The organism is Arthrobacter sp. sptzw42 (assembly GCF_059089685.1).
In genome coordinates, this window is the sequence record NZ_JBNHEX010000013.1 from 80,005 (window position 1) to 100,200 (window position 20,196).

16 protein-coding genes and 3 pseudogenes are annotated in these 20,196 nt (G+C 62.6%); 17 read left to right on the forward strand and 2 right to left on the reverse strand.

Going from position 1 to position 20,196, the window contains the following annotated elements:
- Positions 1-3 precede the first annotated feature (3 nt).
- From ligK to AC5RT4_RS15080, 9 genes and pseudogenes are all read left to right on the forward strand, one after another.
- On the forward strand, positions 4-687 hold the full coding sequence (ligK, locus tag AC5RT4_RS15040) for a 4-carboxy-4-hydroxy-2-oxoadipate aldolase/oxaloacetate decarboxylase (RefSeq protein ID WP_494106280.1): 684 nt from the start codon (positions 4-6) through the stop codon (positions 685-687).
- Between the two features lie 26 nt (positions 688-713).
- Positions 714-1,634 (forward strand): amidohydrolase family protein, encoded by a 921-nt coding sequence (locus AC5RT4_RS15045; RefSeq protein WP_494106281.1) that lies wholly within the window; start codon positions 714-716, stop codon positions 1,632-1,634.
- A gap of 35 nt (positions 1,635-1,669) precedes the next feature.
- Positions 1,670-3,073, forward strand: coding sequence for an MFS transporter (locus AC5RT4_RS15050; protein ID WP_494106282.1), 1,404 nt, complete (start codon positions 1,670-1,672; stop codon positions 3,071-3,073).
- Positions 3,074-3,226: 153 nt separating this feature from the next.
- Positions 3,227-4,003, forward strand: coding sequence for an NAD(P)-dependent oxidoreductase (locus tag AC5RT4_RS15055; RefSeq protein ID WP_494106283.1), 777 nt, complete (start codon positions 3,227-3,229; stop codon positions 4,001-4,003).
- A 186-nt stretch (positions 4,004-4,189) separates the two neighbouring features.
- A complete protein-coding gene (locus tag AC5RT4_RS15060) occupies positions 4,190-5,146 on the forward strand; it encodes a DUF6282 family protein (protein WP_494106284.1) in 957 nt (318 codons plus the stop codon).
- Between the two features lie 110 nt (positions 5,147-5,256).
- The gene (locus tag AC5RT4_RS15065) at positions 5,257-6,021 is read left to right on the forward strand and encodes an ABC transporter ATP-binding protein (protein ID WP_494106285.1); all 765 of its coding nucleotides are present in this window, start codon (positions 5,257-5,259) and stop codon (positions 6,019-6,021) included.
- On the forward strand, positions 6,018-6,911 hold the full coding sequence (locus tag AC5RT4_RS15070) for an ABC transporter permease (protein WP_494106286.1): 894 nt from the start codon (positions 6,018-6,020) through the stop codon (positions 6,909-6,911). The genes AC5RT4_RS15065 and AC5RT4_RS15070 overlap by 4 nt, the downstream gene beginning before the upstream one ends.
- 52 nt (positions 6,912-6,963) lie before the next feature.
- Complete coding sequence (locus tag AC5RT4_RS15075) at positions 6,964-8,040, forward strand: ABC transporter substrate-binding protein (RefSeq protein WP_494106287.1); 1,077 nt, start codon at positions 6,964-6,966, stop codon at positions 8,038-8,040.
- 397 nt (positions 8,041-8,437) lie between these two features.
- Positions 8,438-8,998, forward strand: a pseudogene (locus tag AC5RT4_RS15080) (amidohydrolase family protein); the annotation flags it as partial.
- A gap of 852 nt (positions 8,999-9,850) precedes the next feature.
- On the opposite strand, the pseudogene AC5RT4_RS15085 reads toward AC5RT4_RS15080, so the two are convergent.
- Positions 9,851-10,036: pseudogene (locus AC5RT4_RS15085) on the reverse strand (TetR/AcrR family transcriptional regulator); the annotation flags it as partial.
- Positions 10,037-10,199: 163 nt separating this feature from the next.
- Between AC5RT4_RS15085 and AC5RT4_RS15090 the strand changes: the two are divergent.
- Positions 10,200-10,748, forward strand: a complete 549-nt coding sequence (locus tag AC5RT4_RS15090) for a hypothetical protein (protein ID WP_494106288.1) — start codon at positions 10,200-10,202, stop codon at positions 10,746-10,748.
- A 107-nt stretch (positions 10,749-10,855) separates the two neighbouring features.
- On the opposite strand, the pseudogene AC5RT4_RS15095 reads toward AC5RT4_RS15090, so the two are convergent.
- Positions 10,856-11,457, reverse strand: a pseudogene (locus AC5RT4_RS15095) (dicarboxylate/amino acid:cation symporter); the annotation flags it as partial.
- A 238-nt stretch (positions 11,458-11,695) separates the two neighbouring features.
- On the opposite strand from AC5RT4_RS15095, the gene AC5RT4_RS15100 reads away from it, so the two are divergent.
- From AC5RT4_RS15100 to AC5RT4_RS15130, 7 genes are all read left to right on the forward strand, one after another.
- Positions 11,696-12,691, forward strand: a complete 996-nt coding sequence (locus tag AC5RT4_RS15100; RefSeq protein WP_494106289.1) for a phosphodiester glycosidase family protein — start codon at positions 11,696-11,698, stop codon at positions 12,689-12,691.
- Positions 12,688-13,788 carry a GtrA family protein gene (locus tag AC5RT4_RS15105; RefSeq protein WP_494106290.1) on the forward strand — a complete coding sequence of 367 codons (1,101 nt, stop codon included), beginning with the start codon at positions 12,688-12,690 and terminating at the stop codon, positions 13,786-13,788. Before AC5RT4_RS15100 ends, AC5RT4_RS15105 begins: the two co-directional genes overlap by 4 nt.
- 74 nt (positions 13,789-13,862) lie before the next feature.
- Entirely contained in the window at positions 13,863-14,540 is a 678-nt protein-coding gene (locus tag AC5RT4_RS15110; protein WP_494106291.1) for a DUF4956 domain-containing protein, read from the forward strand.
- Positions 14,537-15,322, forward strand: a complete 786-nt coding sequence (locus AC5RT4_RS15115; RefSeq protein WP_494106292.1) for a polyphosphate polymerase domain-containing protein — start codon at positions 14,537-14,539, stop codon at positions 15,320-15,322. Before AC5RT4_RS15110 ends, AC5RT4_RS15115 begins: the two co-directional genes overlap by 4 nt.
- Before the next feature lie 64 nt (positions 15,323-15,386).
- Positions 15,387-16,970 (forward strand): carbohydrate-binding domain-containing protein, encoded by a 1,584-nt coding sequence (locus tag AC5RT4_RS15120; protein WP_494106293.1) that lies wholly within the window; start codon positions 15,387-15,389, stop codon positions 16,968-16,970.
- 687 nt (positions 16,971-17,657) lie between these two features.
- Positions 17,658-18,398: a response regulator transcription factor gene (locus tag AC5RT4_RS15125; protein WP_494106294.1), complete on the forward strand. Its 741-nt coding sequence runs from the start codon at positions 17,658-17,660 to the stop codon at positions 18,396-18,398.
- Positions 18,399-18,403: 5 nt separating this feature from the next.
- The gene (locus AC5RT4_RS15130; protein WP_494106295.1) at positions 18,404-19,930 is read left to right on the forward strand and encodes a HAMP domain-containing sensor histidine kinase; all 1,527 of its coding nucleotides are present in this window, start codon (positions 18,404-18,406) and stop codon (positions 19,928-19,930) included.
- The last annotated feature ends 266 nt before the right edge of the window (positions 19,931-20,196 follow it).

Consider the following 20,196-nt stretch of genomic DNA (forward strand, 5'->3'; position numbering starts at 1 on the left):
TCCATGCAAGAACTTGGAGTAGTCCACCGCAGCATCAACCGTGCAGCCGAGGCTGATGTCAAAGCCCTCTCTGCATTTGGCGTAAGCACCATCCACGAAGCCATGGGCCGCCTGGGCCTGATGCGCCCGTACATCCGGCCCGTCTACCCCGGTGCCAGACTTTGCGGCACTGCCGTCACCGTCCTGCTGCAGCCAGGTGATAACTGGATGATGCATGTCGCTGCCGAACAGGTCCAGGCCGGCGACGTGCTGGTCGCCGCCTGCACGACAGAGAGCGAGGACGGCTTCTTCGGGGACCTGCTCGCCACGTCCTTGCAGGCTCGCGGGGCCGCAGGGCTTGTTATCGACGGCGGCTGCCGCGACGTGGCTACGCTGCAAGACATGGACTTCCCTGTTTTCAGCCGTGCCATTAACTCAAAAGGCACCGTGAAAGCGACTCTGGGCTCGGTCAACATCCCCGTTGTGTGCGCCAACGCCCTGGTCAATCCGGGGGACGTCGTCATTGCCGATGTCGACGGCGTGGTAGTGGTCCCCGCCGCCCGTGCCGCTGAGGTGGCAGCAGCGGCACAGACCCGCGAAAAGAACGAGGAAGGTAAACGCCAGCGCTTCGCCGCCGGAGAACTGGGCCTGGATATCTACTCCATGCGCGGCCCGCTCGAAGCTGCAGGGCTTCGATACATCGACTGAGAACAATCTGCTCATAGGAGACCCGCGTGGGTACACAATTTACAAAATCCCCGGGGTGGCTGGACTGGTACAACAACCCATCCAAGCCCCGATTCCAGATGCCCGTCGGCGCAGTGGACGCGCACTGCCATGTCTTCGGTCCAGGCGCCGAGTTCCCCTTTGCGCCGGAACGGAAGTACACCCCGTGCGACGGGAGCAAGGAAGATCTCTTTGCCCTCCGGGATCATCTCGGAGTCAGCCGCAACGTCATCGTGCAGGCAACATGCCACGGCGCTGACAACAGTGCCATGGTCGACGCGGTGCAGGCTTCCGGCGGGCGCGCACGTGGTGTCGCCACGGTCCGTCCTGATGTGACCGAGGCAGAGCTGCGCCGACTGGACGACGCCGGGGTGCGGGCCGTACGGTTCAACTTCCTCAAGCGATTAGTCAGCGCCGCCCCGCAGGATGACCTCGCCGCCATCGCCAAGAAGATCGCCCCCTTGGGCTGGCACGTCGTCATCTACTTCGAGGGCGAAGACCTGGAAGACCTGGAAGGATTCTTCGGCTCTCTTCCCACGCCGTTGGTGGTGGACCACATGGGACGGCCGGACGTGACGAAACCTGTCAATGGCCCCGACTTCGACCACTTCCTACGCTTTGTTGACAAGAATGGCGTCTGGGTCAAAGTCAGCTGCCCGGAGCGCCTCAGCATCACCGGGCCTCCTGCCTTGGACGGCGAGCAAAAGGCATACAGGGACGCAGTACCCTTTGGCCGCAGGGTCATCGAGGAATTCCCGGACCGGGTGCTCTGGGGCACTGACTGGCCCCACCCCAACTTATCGGGGCACATGCCCGATGACGGACTCCTTGTGGATTACATCCCCCAGGTAGCCCGGACAGGCGACCAGCAGCATAAGCTCCTCGTCGCCAACCCCATGCGGCTCTACTGGCCGGGCCAAGAAGTCTGATCCCTTCCGCACCCTTTCTTCCAAGGACTCCAACGATGCATTCCAATGCGGCAAACCGGCTTGACCGGCTTCCGATCTCCAGATTCCACAAAGTAACGCTTATTGCTGTCTCATTCGCCTATTTCTTCGAGTTCGCGGACATCAACAGCTTCGCAACCACCGTCCCGGCGCTCATCAGCCTGTGGGGCGTCACGATCAACCAGATCGCCTACGTCACGTCCCTATCGTTCATCGGCATGTTCTTCGGCTCACTGATCGCCAGCTGGCTGGCCGACCGTTGGGGGCGCAAAAAAGCGCTGACCATCACCACCGTCTGGTATTCGGTCTTTTCCTTCGCCGCCGTATTCTCGTGGGACATCGTCTCACTCGGCGCCTTCCGTGTCCTGACCTCGGCCGGACTGGCAGCCATGACCGTGGTAGCGGTCATCTACGTCAACGAAATTTTCCCCGCTGCTGTCCGCGGAAAGTACCAGGCATACGCCATCGTCATTGGAATCTGTGGAACCCCTGCCACAAACCTCCTTGCCAGCGCGGTGGTTCCACTGAGTGACTGGTCATGGCGGCTCGTATACCTATGGGGAGCGCTCGGCGTCTTCTTTATCCTCTTCACCAAATACCTCAAAGAGTCCCCCCGCTGGTACGAGAGCAAGGGTCAGTACGACAAGGCGGAGGCCGTCCTCGCCCAGATCGAAGCCCGCGTCACGGCGGAGACGGGAAAGCTGCCCACGCCTCTGGCGCCGGTATCCGCGCCAGTACAGACAACGAAGGCCAAGGCACCGCTCACACTTCTGCTACAGAAAAAGTACCTCGGCCCCACCCTGCTCCTCACGGTCCTCTGGGTCACCCAAACCATCGGTTTTTTTGGCTACTCCAGCTGGGCGCCGACACTGCTGGCCCAGGAAGGCTTCAGCGTAAAGGATTCGATCTTCTTTGTGGCCCTCACCACCGTGGGAGCACCATTGGGGTCCTATCTGGCCTCCCTGGTCACCGACCGCTTCGAGCGCAAGTGGTGCCTCGTCGTCTTCGGCACCACCATAGCCATCTGCGGACTTGTCTACGGGCTCACCTTCAACCCCATCCTGATCGTCGTCTTCGGGTTCCTGGTGAACCTTTTCGAACGCGGCTACACGGCCCTCGCCTACGCCTACTCCCCCGAAGTGTTTGACATCGCCGGTCGCTCCCTGGGCACTGGCATCTCCTACGGGCTGGGCCGGCTTTCCAATGCCGCGGGTCCGCTGATCATCGCGGGCCTGTACACAGGGAGTGGCTACCAAAGCGTGTTCTTCTTTATTGCCGGCACTTGGCTCTTCGGGGCAATTGTCCTCGCCATCTTCGGCCCCAAGACACGCCCGGCGCCCCCCTCCCAGGCGAGCCGCTACGAGGATCTGACGCCTACACCGTCGGCGACCTTGCCGAGCGCCACCTCCCGGGTGCCATGAGCACACGTCTGCAGTGAGAAGGGAGCACCGGCGCCGGTTCACGAAGCATGCCCCGAGTCTTCCGCAATGGCCGTCCTGGCCCGTCGCCTAAGAGTCCAAACGCGCACTTACTCGAGAACAGAAGGTGAACATGAAGTTACCGAAGGCAAGGTTATGAGCGTTATAACCGTTCTTGGTCTAGGCGAAGCCGGACTGTTCTATGTCAAAGGGTTGAACGAGGCAGGTGCCACGGTCCGCGGTTACGACCCGTTCGTGGACGTCCGAGCCGCCGGCATAACCCAGTTGGACGATATGGAGGCCGCCGTTGAGGGCTCCGATGTGGTTATCAGCCTGGTAGGTGCAGCTGCCTGCCTGCGAGTTGCCCAAAGCATAATGCCGCTCCTGCCGACTTCCGCCATTTACGCAGATTTCAACACCGCAAGCCCCTCCGCGAAGGCCGAGCTGGCTGCACTGGCTTCATCACATCGGGCCTCCATGGTCGACGTTGCGGTCATGGCACCAGTCCCACGGGCCGGCAGTAGGACGCCCTTGATGGTGAGTGGCGAAAGAGCCGCCGATTTCGCCGCGATTCTCAGATCATTGGAAACTCCGGTAGATATCGTGCCCGGCCCAGCCGGGGCAGCAGCCGGCAGGAAGCTTCTGCGGAGCGTATTCATGAAGGGCCTGGCCGGCCTGGTACTCGAATGTGAAGCTGCGGGAAAAGCTGCGGACTGCTCGGAATGGCTCCTCGCTGACATTGCGGGAGAGCTAGGTCCCAATGGAAGGGAGTTTGTGGACCGGCTTATCAGCGGCTCGCACCACCATGCAGCTCGCCGGACCCATGAAGTCAACGAGGCCCTGAGGTTCCTCAAGGAACTGGGCACGCCATACTGGATGACCCAGGGGACCTTGGAGTGGATATCGTCCCTGAAATCCACTCCCAATTCTTGACACAACTCGGGCGGTCGCCCGCTAACTGCCCCTCACCATAGGTGAGGAGTCCACTTCCGTCCACCCCGTTGCACGGGCGCCGGGTCCCGCAGCCGCGGGCATGGCGTGGGTCACAAAAATCGTTGACATTGTGATCAAGATTGTTCACAATAAAGACACAACCTTGTTAGCAAAGGAGCAAACAACGTGGATGATCCCGTACCGAGCGCTCACGCCCGGGAGCTTGTGAAGGGTGGCTACGACGTGCATGTTCATGTCGCCCCGGACGTCATGAAGCGCCGAATCGACGATGTCACCCTGAGTGAGCGTTTTGCGGAAGAAGGCCTGGCGGGATTCGTCCTGAAGTCGCATTACGTTCCCACCGCGGAGCGTGCAGCTGTCGTAAGGCGCCTGCGTCCGGACGTCGACGCGGTTGGTGCCATAACGCTGAACGCCTCAGTCGGTGGCCTGAATCCCATTGCCGTCGAAATTGCGGCGCGCGGAGGGGCACGCTTTGTTTGGCTGCCGACCGTTGACAGTTCCAATCAGCGCTCCTGCCTGGCGGAAGAACCGGAAGGCGCAACTCCGCCGATGTGGGCACAGCTTCAGGACGACCTTCGCGAAGCCGGCATGGCTGCAGACGCCGTCGAGCTGCTGGACAGTGATGGAAACGTCACGATCAAGGCGCGGCAGGTGCTGCAGTTGATAGCAAAACACGAGATGACACTTGCTACCGGGCATCTGCATCCCGATGAATCCCGCAGCATCATCCGGACAGCATGCGAGCTGGGTGTAAAACGGATGGTAATTACGCATCCGGAGTTCACATCCCAGCGGATGGTGCTCGAGAGGCAACAGGAACTCGCGGACCGGGGCGCGCTCTTGGAACGGTGCTTGACCACTCCCCTCACGGGAAAAGTCTCCTGGGAACTTTGGCTTCACAATATCCGGCACGCTGGCCCGGAACATTCAGTCATAAGCAGCGACCTTGGCCAGCCGTTTAATCCTCCGGTCGAACACGGATTGGCCCTGGCGGCGGACCGCCTTCTCCAGGTCGGCTTTTCTGACGAAGAAATCCGCACCATGGCGGTCCATAACAGCCGGTGGCTTGCCGGCGCTGCACCTCTTGAAGACGCACCCTCCAAGTTCCATCACGAGAACTAACAAGATCCCCTGAAAGAAGGCGTAATGGCACAGCACAGACTCCTGGCCGTACCACCCCCATATCCAGTCGAAGCTTCCCGCCGGCTGATGCCGAAAGTTGTTGATTCGCTATGAGCGCGCTCCTGGAAATCAAAGGCCTCACCAAACAGTTTGAACGCAATGACGTGGCCACAGTCGCCCTTCGCGACTTCGACCTCGAAATCCACAAGGGCAGCTTCGTCACAATCCTGGGACGGAGCGGCTGCGGCAAGTCAACAATGCTGAATCTGCTCTCGGGCCTCACCAAACCCAGCGCGGGCGAAGTTCACTACAAAGGGCAGAAGCTCAGCGGCCCGCGGATCGATATCGGCTACCTCACCCAGTCAGACACACTGATGCCATGGCGCGACGTGCAGCGCAACGTCGAAATGCCCTTGGAACTGAGGGGCACCGAGAAGGATGCCCGGCGGACCGCCGCGGCCGATCTAATCCGCCGCGTGGGCCTGAAGGGTTTTGAAAAACACTATCCCCGTGAACTGTCCGGCGGCATGCGCCGACGTGCGAGCCTCGCGCGCATGCTCGCCAACTCCCCTGAAACGCTGCTGCTGGACGAGCCCTTCGGTGCGCTGGATGCGCAACTGCGGTCCGAACTCCAAGCTGAACTGCTCCGCCTTTGGGAAGGCAGCGGCCAGACAGTCATCTTCGTGACACACGACATTGAGGAAGCCCTGTTGATGGGGGACAGGGTCGTTGTTCTTGGAAAGCTTGGAAGGATCATGCTCGACGAAGCGATCAATATTCCCAGGCCCCGGGATTTGGACGACGCCCGGGTTGACCCGGTCTTCGTTGAACTCCACCACCGCATGTCCCGAGCATTGAAGGAGGGCTCCCAATGAGCTCCGCCGGCGCCACAGAGCCAGTCGTCCACCAAACCAAAATCCCGTCGGAAACTGACGTGAACACCACCGCGGGCCATGGGCCCGTTATAGAAAAAGTCAACCGGTCCTGGTGGCAAAAGAACGGGCGATCAACCACTATCTGGATACTTCGGGTCCTGACACTGACCCTTTTTCTGGTGCTTTGGGAAGTGGCCGCCGGGCGCTGGATCGATGCCACTTTCATCAGCCGTCCGAGCCTGATCGTCGAACGCCTCGTTCAGTGGATGGCAGACGGAACCATTTGGATACACAGCCTTGTAACTGTCCAGGAGATCATCTACGGATTCCTGCTGGGCGCGGTGGCTGGCGCCGTTGTCGGCTACCTGCTCGCCTCCTGGGACCTCGTCTACGAGGTGTTCGAACCATTCATGCTCGCCCTCTATTCGATTCCCAAAGTGGCACTCGCCCCGCTGTTCATTGTGTGGTTCGGCATCGGCATGGACATGAAAGTGCTGCTTGCCGCCGCAACAGTTTTCTTCCTGGTCTTCCTAAACACCGCAGCGGGAGTCAGAGAGGTGGACAAAGGCCTCATCGACGCCGTCCGCCTTATGGGCGGCGGCCGCAAAGAAGTCCTGCTGAAAGTCGTCCTCCCTGCCTCCATGACAGGCGTCCTGACCGGACTGAAGGTAGCCATCCCCTATGCGCTCATCGGAGCCGTCATTGGTGAGTTGGTGGCCTCGAACTCCGGGCTTGGCTATCTCATCAACGATTCGGCCTCACAGTTCGACACTGCAGGCGTATTCGCCACCCTCGTCGTCCTGACCATCATCGCGTCCATCCTCAACTTCGCCGTCGCCAGCCTGGGCAGGCGCGTCAACCGTTGGAAGCCAACAGGCGAAGCCGCCTGACTGCGCAGTCCGTCCTACGGACCCACAGGCACAAAGACTCAGAAGGAAAACCATGAATGCAGAGCGCTTCAACCCGCAGCACACCACCAACCGCAGAAACATTCTGAAATCAATGCTTGCCGTTCCCCTGCTGGGAACATTGGGGACAACGGCGTGCGTTGACCCGACATCCGGCTCATCGGGCTCATCGGGCTCAGGCAGCTTGTCAGTCCTCAACATTGGGCAGATCAGCAATTCAGTGGCGTTCTTCCCGCTCTTCGTTGCCGAAGAAAAGGGCTATTTCACCGATGCCGGTCTCAAGATGGGTGAACGTCCGCGCCTGGGCACAGGCGCAAAACTGGCGGCTGCCCTGCGCTCCGGCAGCATTGACGTTGGCGCGGGCGTCATGACCGACGCGTTCAACCTGGCGAAGGTCGACAAAGGCGCAAAGCTCGTGTCGGCGCTGGTTACGGAATACTACGTTGACGTTGTTACCGGCACCAACTTCGCAGGACCCGGCGCGGATGCTCCCTTGGAGGAAAAAATCCGTGCACTTTCCGGGAAGAATGTTGGCATAACAGGCCCGGGCAGCGGAACCGAAGCACTGGTGAACTACCTGCTGGGTACCGTTGGCATGGACGCTTCCAGGGAGGTGACGCTGGTCAACCTCGGCTCGGCAGCGACAGCAGCCATCGGCGCGCTCACGGCCGGCCGCGTTGATGCACTGGCTTTCTTCCAGCCCATCGGCCAGATGGCTGAGACGCAGAACGTCGGCAAGATCTACATCTCTCCCGGCCGGGGTGACGTTCCGATCCTCAAGGGCGCACTCCATGGTGTGGCCTTCAGCAGTGAACAGATTATCTCCGACAAGCCCAAACAGATCGAAGCATTCCACACCTCAATCGGACGCTCACTCGATGAAATTCACAACAATCCGGACGGCACCAAGGAACTGTTGAGCAAATACCTGAACGAAACGGATCCAGCGACCGTCACAGCGTTGATGGACATTCTTCCCAAACAAACACCTAAAAGCCCTGATATCTCGGACGCCTCATTCAACGTGTCCCGCACGTTCCACGACGAGAGCGGCCTCGTCAAGGACGCACCAGACTTTGACTCCATGGTGCGCACCGAATCTAAGGCCTGACCCCGGAGAATGTGGCTGCACTAATTGCCGGTCGACGACGTCATCGTCGTCCCCGGCCGCCGACGTAGCAGCGGCAGAGCACAAAAGCGAACCGCAAAGAAGGCAAACGCCGGCGCTTTACCGCCGGCGAACTTGGCTTGGACATCTACTCGGTGCGCGGTCCGCTGGAAGCAGCGACTCCGGTACATCGATTGACGCTTATGCAGATGGGCTCACGGCGCAGCCTTGCTCCCATCTTCGCTCGGGTTCCTCCATATTTGAGCCCGCTCTGCGTGCGGTTTCTGATGCAAGTTACGTGCCGGACTATGCGGCTACTTTGGATCAGTACCTCGCTTTGCTGAACGCTAACGGTGTAGACCGGGCTGTTCTGGTTTAGCCCAGCTTTCTCGGCTCAAATAACAGCTATCTCCTGTCTGCTCTTGCGGCCGCTCCCGAAAGACTTCGGGAGCGGCCGTGCTGTCATCCGGAGACGTCCGCTCCGAACTGGCCGATGAGAGCCTGGGGCGCCTGCACGCCGCAGGGTCCGCGGGTAAGGCTAAATCCCATCGGCCAAACAATTCCGGACCTCTTCTCTTCGGCGTGGCGAGCCGCAGCTACTGCCGGGATGGCAAAGCATGGATGGCATCTGGAAATCCAGCCTTCGGGGCAGCAATGGCTCCATCTCACTCCGGCGCTTCGGGCGTGGCCCGGGAAGCTGGTCATCGACCACCTCGGACTTCCGCAACCGGATTATCCCGAGGCCATCCAAACGGTGCTTGAGCTCGCCCTCCTCGAGCATGTATGGGTCAAAGTATCCGGCCCCTACCGGTCCTCTCCCCAGCAGGCCGAAATGATGTTCGCCGAACTTTTGGAGCGAGATTGCGCAGACAGGCTCGTCTCCGGCAGCGACTGGCCGTTCACCCGGCACGAAGGCCCTACATATAGTCTTGGCCTAGGTACAGGCCCTGGCAGGGGATGATCTCCTTGGGGGAATGATGACAGCGAACCCAGGTTCGCTCCTTGAATGGCCCGCCCGCTCAAGAACTTATCTGTTGCCCCAGAGCAACTAGCCCGTGGAAGCCCTTTCTGAGGGTCCGTTTTCCATGGACACGGGCATCAGGAACGTACCGATGCCCGCTCCGACTAGGCTGACAGCGGCTACGAAACCTGTTCCGATCCCTCAAAATTCCGTGGGAAGGACCTAACCATCCTCGAAACTCCAAAGGCCCTGCGTCACCGGAGTTCGCTCTACACCTCGCCCCTAGCTGCAGGCTCACTTTCAGTCTCGAGATCCTAGCGGCCTAGGAGCCCGGGATCTAGATGGAAGTCGGAGACCCACAACTCCCCCAAATACTTCCCTGAATCCCACCTCCGCGTCGGCCAACTCCGTGCTGCAGGACAAAGTCCTGTTCGGCACAGAATCACGAGGGGTTCGCCTAGCTAGGGCACACCCCAACCTGACAAACACCCCCGTGCCTGCACTGCAGAAACAGTCCGAATTGGTTCTCGCATCACAGTGAAGAAGTCTGCTGCCACGGCCCACAGCCGGGGACAATTCTCATAGGTTATCCACCGCTACCGCTGCCAGGGAGCTACCGCAAAGGCTCCCAATCCCAGCCGTGGTTAACCCGATTTGACCACAGCCACCGATGGATTGAAGTCATCCCCAGTTCCGGCCGGTGATCAGCAAGCAAGGTTTGCCGGCCGAGCTAGCTTGACGGAATCTCCAATGTGGATGTTTTGAGTGGGACGAGTAGAAGTTAATGAGAGAGCTCGTCCGACACTGCTTTTTGTTTGTGCAGGGTCAGAGGCGGCTTTTCCTTCGAAGTCTGCTGAAGTAGTTCAAGAACGTGCGGCGGGAGATCCCGGCAGCCTCGGCGGTGAAATTGCCCGGTCCCTTGGCACGCAGCAGGTCCAGTGTGGCTTCAGTGATGGCCAGGCGCGTGGCGGCTTTGTTGAGCTCGCGCCGCGAGAGGGCGGCGGGAGCTTCTGTTGCCCCTGAGGAGGGGGGCGTCACGCCCTTACGCTCCGTGCAGCTTTGCACTCTGAGCAAGTTTTTTCACAGCTGAATGAAAGGTTCCCGAAAGGTTCTCCAGAAGCTGTTTTCCGATGCTGGAAACGTCCCAAACGAGGCAAACCAACAGCAGCCGTCAATGACGGCGGATTCAGGAGACAAACACATGTCACGCACAAAGAAAATGACCCTCGGCCTGTCAGCTACGGCGCTGGCCCTAGGTGCCGGACTTGGAGTCGCCGGCATGGCCTCCGCCACCACCACGCCGACTCCTTCCCCGAGCGCGAGCAGCAGCGCCTCTGCCCATGGCAGCACGGAACAGGGCATGGGTAAGCACGGCGGCCGCGGCGGCGAACGCGGCGTGGCGCAGGCATCCGTGCTCGCGGAAAAGCTCGGGGTTGAGGAAGCAAAGGTCACGGAAGCGCTCCAGGCCTTCCGGGAAGCCAACAAGCCCGCCACGCCGCCGGCCGAAGGCACCAAACCGGACGCTGCCACTCGCGATGCTGCGCTGGCCACGTCGCTTGCCGAATCGCTGGACATCGACGAGTCCACGGTGACTGCGGCGCTGGAGGAGCTGCGCAGCGAGCGGCAGGCGGAGAAGGCTGCGGCCCTCAAGACCCGGCTGGACCAGGCGGTGACGGACGGCAAGCTGACCCAGACCGAGGCCGATGCCGTCACCAAGGCAGTGCAGAACGGGGTTATCGGCGGCCGTTGACCCGGCGCCAAAAAGCCCGCAACACAAGGAAGTCCCCGGGTAAGATTCCCGGGGACTTCCTTCTGATCACACTCTGCGGATCACACCGCCCAGATCACACTGTGCAGTTATGCCCTCGCATCCTGCAGTTCAGGCCGCGCGGTGTACGTGCTGGTTCCGTCGGACGCTACAGAGGCGTCGTCGCTGTCATCCACAAACGGTGTGCCGCTGCGGGGTGCGTTGTACAGCGACTCATCCAGGATGCCCCGGCGCTTGGCTACGATGGTGGGGACCAAGGCCTGGCCTGCCACGTTCACCGCGGTGCGGCCCAGTCCAGGATGGGATCGATGGCCAGCAGGAGGCCGACGCCGGCCATCGGCAGTCCCAGCGTGGAGAGGGTCAGCGTAAGCATCACGACGGCGCCGGTGGTTCCGGCGGTCGCCACGGAGCCCAGGACGGAGACCAAGGCGATCAGCAGGTACTGGGTGAAGTCCAGCTGGATGCCGAAGAGTTGGGCGACGAAGATTGCCGCGATGGCCGGGTAGATGGCGGCGCAGCCGTCCATCTTGGTGGTGGCGCCCAGCGGCACCGCGAAGGAGGCGCCCCGGGGAACGCCGAGGCTGCGCTGGGTCAGCGGCAGGGTGCTCACTGACGAGCGGGAGACGAAGGTAAGCCGGACGGCCGGCCAAACGCCTGTAATCAAGGAGCTGGGATACGAGCGAACGAGCAAGCGTTCCTCCTACGCCACGGAACGTACAGACCCCCGGTCCGGGCAAAACGGGCATCCACGAAAACGTCAATCCCAGCGCTTCCTCCAAGCCCGCAAGCCCACACCGATGCAACAATGCAGGATCTCAAATGGTTTCTGCCTCTCGCTTTACAGCAGAACCCTTTTAGCAAGCTCGTTTCACAGGTTCCACACATACCCGGCACATCCCTCTGCTAAGTGTCCTGCCTAGAAATGAGGCATGACTTCTGAGCAAATCAAATTTCGTAAAGGTGGCCGCTTCCGGCGCGCCGTCGTCGCGGGGGCCGTGGCGCTGACCCTTTCAGCCGGCGGCGCCACCGCATGGGCTCTGGACCGTTTCGTTGTCCAGCACGTGGAGATCTCTGATGTCTCCGCCTATGAGGCCAGCCAGGCTGGCACTTCCACGGGAACCTCCACCAGCACGACGGCGGACACGGCCTCCGCCACTGCCGTCACCACGGACACCACCTACTCCTCCGAATCGTCGAACATCACCATTTCCACGGTGACCACCGGCAGTGGCGACAGTACGGTCACCTACTACGTGGCCGACGTCGTCCTCGATGATGCCACCACCCTCCAGTCAGCGTTCGCCAATGACAGCTTCGGTGAGAACATCACCGAAACCACCTCTGCGATCGCCGAGGCGAACAACGCCGTCTTCGCCATCAACGGGGACTACTACGGCTTCCGCGACACCGGCATCGTGATCCGCAACGGCGTGGTCTTCCGGGATGAAGGCGCCCGGCAGGGCCTGGCCTTCTACCACGACGGCACGGTCAAGGTGTACGACGAAACCACCACCACCGCCGAACAGCTGCTGGCCGACGGCGTCTGGAACACCCTCTCGTTTGGCCCTTCCCTCCTCGACAACGGCGAGGTGGCCGAGGGCATCGAGGACGTTGAAGTAGACACCAACTTCGGTAACCACTCCATCCAGGGAGAACATCCGCGTACCGCCGTTGGGATTATTGACCAGAACCATTTGGTGTTTGTGGTGGTGGACGGCCGCAGCCCTGGCTACAGCGCCGGTGTCACCATGACCGGCCTCGCCGAAATTATGCAGGGCCTGGGCGCCACCACCGCCTACAACATCGACGGCGGCGGCTCGTCCACCATGTACTTCAACGGCGGACTGGTGAACAACCCGCTGGGTGAGAACAAGGAACGCGGCACCTCCGACATCCTCTACATCGAGGGCCAGGGCACGTCATGATCATCCTGATCCCGGGCTACGAGCCGGATCAGCAGCTGCCTGCACTGATCCGTTCCATCCGCGAAGACGAGCCGCATGTTCCCATTGTGGTGGTGGACGATGGCAGCGGCCCGCAGTACCGGGACGTGTTCGACGGCGTCAGGGCACTTGGGTGCCACGTCATCAGTTATGGGCGCAACCGCGGCAAGGGCTTTGCCCTTAAAACCGGTTTCGGTTTCATTGCCGACAACCTCCCGGGCCATGATGTGGTCTGCGCCGACAGCGACGGCCAGCACACAGTGGTGGACATCTTGCGGGTGGCGGAAGTCCTCGGACAGAACCGCGCCGGTACAGAAAGCTGGGCCACCATGGTCCTGGGCAGCCGGTCCTTCACCGGGCAGGTCCCTGCGCGCTCCCGGCTGGGCAACAACGCCACCAAGGTACTCTTCACGCTGGCGACCGGCGAGCGTATCCCCGATACCCAGACCGGCCTCCGCGGCTACCCGGCCGCGATGATCCCCTGGTTGAGGTCGGTCCGCGGCGACCGCTACGAGTATGAGTTGAACCTGCTGCTTGAAGCCAGGCAGGCCGGCTATTCCATCCGGTCACTGGAGATCGCCACTGTTTACCTGGACCAGAACGCCGGATCGCACTTCCGGCCGGTGGCAGATTCGGTGCGGATCTACGCGCCGCTGCTGAAGTTCCTGGCTTCGTCCTTCACGGCTTTCCTGCTGGACACCGTGCTGTTCCTGCTGCTCACGCTGCTTGTCGATTCCCTGCTCCTGGCAGTGCTGGGCGCCCGCGCGGTGAGCGCCGGCGTGAACTTCATGGTGAACCGGAATGTGGTCTTCGACCACGGCAGGGACAAACCCGCCACGGCTACGGGGCTGCGCTACTTCAGCCTTGCCGCCGTGCTGCTTGCCGCGAACTTCGGCCTGATCTGGGCCCTCGAAGCCGCCGGCCTGCTGGCACTGCCGGCCAAGATCCTGGCCGAAATCGTCCTGCTGGCAGCAAGCTTCGCGGTGCAGCAGCGCTGGCTTTTCGCGCGCAAGCCATCCGCGGAAGCGGCTGGCAGCACATCCAGTGAAGCACCGGTCCGCACTCATACATCCGGCTAGGTTCGGGCACAGCACCTGCACAGGTTGGGCCGGGAAAGTAAAGACCAGCCCACCGAAACATCCCGGAGAATCCCATGAACTCAGTCATTTTCATCCTTGCCGACCTCGCGGCCATCAGCCTCCTGACCTTCGCCCTGTACCTCCGCCGCCACCGCCGCCGCGACCTGGTGGTGTCCTACCTGGGCATGAACGTCGGCGTCCTGGCCGTGGCCACGGCACTGTCCGGATCAGCCGCCGGGCTCGGCCTGGGACTCGGGCTCTTCGGCGTCCTGTCCATCATCAGGCTCCGCTCCACCGAGCTGGCCCAGCACGAGGTCGCCTACTACTTCTCAGCCCTGGCACTCGGCCTGATCGCGGGCCTGGGCATCGAACCCCTGTGGCTGACCGGTTCACTGATGGCCCTGATCCTGCTGGTGATGTTCGTGGGAGACCACCCCCGCGTGCTGCCGGCCCACCGCCACCAGACCGTGGTCCTGGACCGCGCCATCGCGGAAGACGGCGAACTCTACGCCCGGCTTGAGGAAGTACTGCACGGCAAGGTCCACTCGGCTACCGTTCAGGAGCTGGACCTTGTCAACGACAAAACCATCGTTGACGTCCGGTACGCCTACTCCCCCGCCGTCTTCACCGCTCCCGCCAGCAGCCCGGCCGTCACGACGGCGGCACCTCGCCATACGGAAGACCCATCCGTTGAGCCGGGCGTCGTAGCTCCGGGCTATTCACACGGCACGGCCCGGGCAGGTGCCGCATGAGCACCACCGGAACAGACGTCACCGGCAATCTTCGTTCCCTCCCCCCGGTAGGGCTGGAAGAGCTCAACAGCGAAGCCGCGCTCCAGACCCGCGTAGACCGCAAGTACGTGGTTCACGCAGGGCTCGCCCGCCAACTGCTGGACACGTTTCGGGCCGATGTTCGGGTGCTGGAGATGAGCGGCTCCCGCAGCTTCGCCTACGATTCCGTCTACTTTGATACCGCCAACCTGGACAGCTACCTGCTCGCCGCCCGTGGCCGCCGGCGCCGCTACAAGATCCGCACTCGAACCTACGTGGAAAGCGGGGTGAGCTTTTTGGAGGTCAAAACCGAAGGCGCCCGCGAAGCAACGGTCAAAGAGCGCATTCCTTACCACCTTGAAGACCGCGCCCGGCTCACCACCCAGGGCCTGGACTACGTACGCGAAACGCTCACTGCGTCAGTTGGTGCCATGCCCTCCGGCCGTCTCGGGCCAGTGCTGGAAACCCGTTACAAGCGAACCACCCTGTACCTGCCGGAGTCCGGAAGCCGGGCCACGATCGATACCGGCGTGACGTGGCAGCGCCCCGCCCACTCCGCTTGGGTACTGGATGACGCTGTGATCCTGGAGACCAAATCGGGCTCCACTGCCGGCCCGCTCGACCGGCATCTCTGGGCCCACGGCGTCCGGCCCTCCCGGATCTCCAAGTTCGCCACCGGGATGGCCGCCCTCTGCCCCAACCTTCCCGCCAACCGCTGGAACCGAACGCTGAGCCGCGGCCTGTCCCTCCGCGCCGCCGCTTAGTCCCCAACCTGGCTTCCCCCCTTCCCACTTAAACCCTCACCCAAGACTTCCCAAAGGATTTGCGATGAAAAACCTCCGTACCCACCTCTCCGTCGCGGCCCTCGCCGTCACGATTGGCCTGGCCGGCTGCTCGGCAGCAGGCACCTCCCCCACCGGCGTCTCAGCCATCAGCGGCACCGGCACCTCGTCCGCCGCCACCTCCGGCACCACGCAGGCCGTCTCCCTGGACACCCTGGCCGCCGACACCCACTACGACGCCGACGACCTCACCTGGGATGCTCCCTCCGAAGTAGCCGTGACCCTCGCTGATGGTGCCAGCACGGTGACAGCCGGCTCGTCAGACTCCGTAAAGGTCGACGGCGGCACCGTCACCATCACCGCGGCCGGCACTTACCGCCTCAACGGCTCGCTGTCCGACGGGCAGATCGTGGTGGCAGCCGGCGAAGAGGACATGGTCCGCATCATCCTCGACGGCGCGGACATCACCAGCACCACCGGCTCCCCGTTTGTAGTGCAAAGCGCCAACGAGGCCATCATCTACCTCGAGGATGAGACCTCCAACTCCCTCACCGATGCGTCAACCTACGCAGCCCAGGGGACGGACGCGCCGAATGCCGCGCTGTACTCGATGGCGGACCTGACGATCGCGGGCACCGGTTCACTGGCGGTGGACGGCAACTTCAACGATGGCATTTCCTCGAAGGACGGCCTGGTCCTGGCGGCTGGATCCGTGACAGTGGACGCAGCGGACGACGGCATCGTGGGCAAGGACTACACAGTGCTGCTCGACGGGGCATACCAGGTGTCCGCGGCCGGTGACGGATTCAAGTCCGACAACGAGGAAGACGAGGGCCGCGGATGGGTCCTGATCAACGGCGGCACCCTCAACGTCGTGGCCGGGGATGACGGCCTCAAGGCCTTCAATACCCTCGCCATCGCGGCAGGCACCACCACGGTAGAGGAATCCGAGGAGGGCCTGGAAGCCCAGCACATCATGATGCAGGGCGGCACCGCCACCGTCACGGCCAACGACGACGGCGTTAACGCCTCAGGCGGCAGCAGCACCTCCGGCACCGGCACCGGCGGGATGGGCGGCGGTGAAATGGCCGCAGGCGATTACACCGTGGACATCAGCGGCGGCCTGCTGACCATCAACTCCGAGGGCGACGGCCTGGACTCCAACGGCAACGCGAGCATCTCCGGCGGCACCGTCGTCGTCAACGGACCCACCAACAGCGGAAACGGTGCCCTCGACGTCAATGGAGAACTGGCCGTTACCGGCGGAACCCTGGCGGCGGCAGGAAGCGCCGGCATGGTGGTTACGCCCGGCTCATCCTCCACCCAGTCCGGCGTGCAGGTCACGCTTGGATCATCAGTCGCCGCGGGAACCGTGGTCCAGATTGCCGACTCCTCCGGCACCGTGGTGGCGGCATTCGTCACCAGCAAGGCCACCGCCTCACTGGTCTTCTCCTCCGCTGCAATCGCCGAGGGACAGGAATACACCATTTACACCGGCGGCACGGCGACGGTCAGCGCTGGCATCGGCGAAGGGTCCCTGGATGGCGCCACAGAGCAGGGCACGGTTACGGCCGGCGAGTACACCGCGGCCCAGGGCCCCGGCGGCGGTGGCGGCGGACCGCGCCGCTAACCTCTGACACCCTTTTGCACGGTGTTGCCCCACGCTTGCACCTCCCGCCATCGCCCGGACGTTTCTGCAGCCTCCGTTCCAATAGCCCGCGGATTTGGACCTGACCCCGGACAAGACCGTTCAGTCCAGTGCCATCGCCCCCTACGGATTACTGGACCGCAACATCATGCCCGCTATCCTTCCGGCCCGTGCCGGTTCCTGACGAAGACACCTGTTGTCAGGGAGCGACTCCAACGTCTCCCATTTCCAGCCGCAGATAGCCCGTGACCCCAGCTGTAGCCGGGTTCAAAGTCGCCCGAGGTCCGGAGCGTGATTAGCAAGCATGGATTTGTCCGGCCGAGGCAGGCTACGGAACGTCCATTATTGATTTACCAGAAGGGGGCAGCATGGGAAACCCAAGAATGGTTTTTGTCCAAGATCTCCGGGAGAGTAAACCCTGTTAGCAATAGCGCCTTTATGGCGGGGACGATCAGGCAGGAGGGGTTGAAAGACTTAGCTGATCCGGCTACAGAAGCGCCGTGTCCTGCATATCCAGCTGGGAGCCGACGGGAGCGAAAAAATTTTGCTGCGCCACTGCCCGGGAATGTCAGGTCGTGCGTCCGGTCGGCACCAGCTGGCTAAGCTATTCACAGCCTGGGCACAGGAACACCATAGCCCGGCTTTAACGAATGATCGGAGAGTTGTCCCATGGGCACTTCGCACTCCATGACCAACAACCTTCCCACGCTTACCCACCCGGACGGCTCCCCCATCCGTGCCCTGGTTGTGGACGATGAACCGAGCCTCTCCGAACTGATGAGTATGGGCCTGCGGATGGCGGGCTGGTCGGTCGCTGTGGCCGCCGACGGCCCGGAGGCCATGAAGCTTGCAAAAGACTTCCGCCCGGATGTGCTGGTGCTTGACGTGATGCTTCCCGGGTTCGACGGCGTTGAGCTGTTGGGCAGGATCCGGGCCTTCGCGCCGGAGGTGCCGGCGCTCTTCCTCACGGCCAAGGACGCCGTCCAGGACCGGATTGTGGGTTTGGCCGCAGGCGGCGACGATTACGTCACCAAGCCGTTCAGCATGGAGGAAGTCCTGCTCAGGCTCCATCGCCTGGTGCAGCGTTCGGGCGTTGCCGCCATGGACACCGCCGAGCTGGTGGTGGGCGACCTTGTCCTCAACGTCGATACACGAGAGGTTACCCGGGCGGGTGAAGACGTCCAGCTCACGGCCACCCAGTTCGAGCTCCTCCGCTACCTGATGGAGAACCCCAAGCGGGTGATCAGCAAGGCACAAATTTTGGACCGGGTGTGGGATTACGATTTCGGCGGCCAGGCCAACATCGTGGAGCTCTACATCTCCTACCTGCGCAAGAAGATCGATGCCGTCCACCCGCCCATGATCCACACCGTGCGCGGCGCCGGCTACGTCATCAAGCCGGCGGAGTAGGCGCCATGAGCTCCCCCGAAGCTCCGCAGTCCCATCGCCGGAGCTGGCTCAAACCCGCCACCTGGCACCTCCGGACCCGGCTGATCCTCCTGGCCATGGCCTTGCTGATCGCCATCTGCGGTGCCGTGGGTGTGGTCAGCTACGCGTCCATGGACGCCTTCCTGACACGGCAGCTCGATGACCAGCTGAGCCAGGCCGCTGAGCGGTCCAACGATCCCGGCCGTCCCCCGATGGGCGGTTTTAACGGACGCGACCCGCTGGACGCGCGCGGGCAGAGCGTGGGCACCCTGAACGCCCGGGTGGTAAACGGCCAGGTGAACAGCGCCGGATTCCTCGCCCCGGACACCACGCGGTCCCCGTTGTCCACTGAGGACAAGCAAGTCCTGCTCGCGCTCAACACTGACGAGCAGCCGGTGAACCGCAACCTCTCCAACGGTAACTACCGTCTAGTCGCGGTGAAAACCAATTTCGGCGATGTCCTGGTGACCGGACTCCCCCTCGCGGTCAAGGAAAGCACCCTCACGTCCCTGGTGTGGACCTTCGTGTTCGTCTCGCTGGGCGGCCTGCTGCTGGTGGGGCTGGCCGGGACCATACTGATCCGGCGCACCATGAAGCCGCTGGAGCAGCTCTCCGAGGTGGCCACCCGGGTGTCGCAGCTGCCGCTCGACGCCGGTGAGGTGGCGCTGGCGGTGCGCGTGCCGCCGTCGAACTCCAACCCTGGCACGGAGGTGGGCAGCGTTGGCCATGCGCTGAACCTCATGCTGGACAACGTGGCCAGTGCGCTCCAGGCGCGGCAGAAGAGCGAGACCAAGGTGCGGCAGTTCGTGGCGGACGCATCGCACGAGCTACGGACCCCGCTGACCGCCATCCGCGGCTACACCGAGCTGATGAGGATGACTGAGGACTTCACTCCGGACGGCCAGAAGTCCCTGGCCAGGGTGCAGAGCCAGTCCGAAAGGATGACGGCGCTGGTGGAGGACCTGCTGCTGCTCGCCCGCCTGGACGAGGGGCAGCCGCTCAAACTCAGCGAAGTGGACCTCACGCAGCTTGTGGTGGAGAGCGTCAGCGACGAGAAGGTGATGGCCCCCGGACACACCTGGCGCCTCGAGCTGCCCGATGAGCCGGTGGTGGTCAACGGCGACGCCTCGCAGCTGCGCCAGGTGCTGATCAACCTGCTCTCAAACGCCCGCAAGCACACACCGTCCGGCACAACAGTGGTGACCGGCGTCGGCACTTCACCCGAGGGCGCGGCGATCGTAACGGTAACGGACGACGGCGGCGGCATCCCAGCCGAATTCGTGGACCATGTTTTTTCACGCTTTGCCCGCGCAGACGCGGCCCGAAAGGGTTCAGGAGACCAGGCGGGAGCATCAGCGGCCGAAGGCACCAGCGGCCTGGGCCTGTCCATCGTCCAATCCATCGTTGAAGCCCACGGCGGCCGGGTAACCGTAACGTCACAACCGGGACGGACACAGTTCGCCTTGCAGCTGCCTCTCCCGCGCATCAAGCAGGGCGACTTGCCGCGGGCGTGATTTCTGCTTTCTTGAAAGGCTTGGGCAGGTTGACGGAATATCCATTATCGGCGGTTAAACAAACGGGATTAGAAGTAGCTGCGAGAACTCCCGTTCCATGGCGCATGAACGCCTTCCCGCAGCATAAGTTCGAGGGCTCGGAGGCCGTGGCGGGGTGTGGGGTGAACACCGTCTGCCTGTGCCTGCAAGCTGCAGTTCCAAGCAAGCCCACGGGGAACGGCATAGCGATGAGTGCAGTATCAACGGCGGACGCCGCGAAGGACGGC

Bases quoted from the DNA above. Each gene is read 5' to 3' on its own strand.
- ligK (WP_494106280.1), top strand. From the start codon at position 4: ATGCAAGAACTTGGAGTAGTCCACCGCAGCATCAACCGTGCAGCCGAG.
- AC5RT4_RS15050 (WP_494106282.1), top strand. From the start codon at position 1,670: ATGCATTCCAATGCGGCAAACCGGCTTGACCGGCTTCCGATCTCCAGA.
- AC5RT4_RS15055 (WP_494106283.1), top strand. From the start codon at position 3,227: ATGAGCGTTATAACCGTTCTTGGTCTAGGCGAAGCCGGACTGTTCTAT.
- AC5RT4_RS15065 (WP_494106285.1), top strand. From the start codon at position 5,257: ATGAGCGCGCTCCTGGAAATCAAAGGCCTCACCAAACAGTTTGAACGC.
- AC5RT4_RS15070 (WP_494106286.1), top strand. From the start codon at position 6,018: ATGAGCTCCGCCGGCGCCACAGAGCCAGTCGTCCACCAAACCAAAATC.
- AC5RT4_RS15075 (WP_494106287.1), top strand. From the start codon at position 6,964: ATGAATGCAGAGCGCTTCAACCCGCAGCACACCACCAACCGCAGAAAC.
- AC5RT4_RS15090 (WP_494106288.1), top strand. From the start codon at position 10,200: ATGTCACGCACAAAGAAAATGACCCTCGGCCTGTCAGCTACGGCGCTG.
- AC5RT4_RS15100 (WP_494106289.1), top strand. From the start codon at position 11,696: ATGACTTCTGAGCAAATCAAATTTCGTAAAGGTGGCCGCTTCCGGCGC.
- AC5RT4_RS15105 (WP_494106290.1), top strand. From the start codon at position 12,688: ATGATCATCCTGATCCCGGGCTACGAGCCGGATCAGCAGCTGCCTGCA.
- AC5RT4_RS15110 (WP_494106291.1), top strand. From the start codon at position 13,863: ATGAACTCAGTCATTTTCATCCTTGCCGACCTCGCGGCCATCAGCCTC.
- AC5RT4_RS15115 (WP_494106292.1), top strand. From the start codon at position 14,537: ATGAGCACCACCGGAACAGACGTCACCGGCAATCTTCGTTCCCTCCCC.
- AC5RT4_RS15120 (WP_494106293.1), top strand. From the start codon at position 15,387: ATGAAAAACCTCCGTACCCACCTCTCCGTCGCGGCCCTCGCCGTCACG.
- AC5RT4_RS15125 (WP_494106294.1), top strand. From the start codon at position 17,658: ATGGGCACTTCGCACTCCATGACCAACAACCTTCCCACGCTTACCCAC.
- AC5RT4_RS15130 (WP_494106295.1), top strand. From the start codon at position 18,404: ATGAGCTCCCCCGAAGCTCCGCAGTCCCATCGCCGGAGCTGGCTCAAA.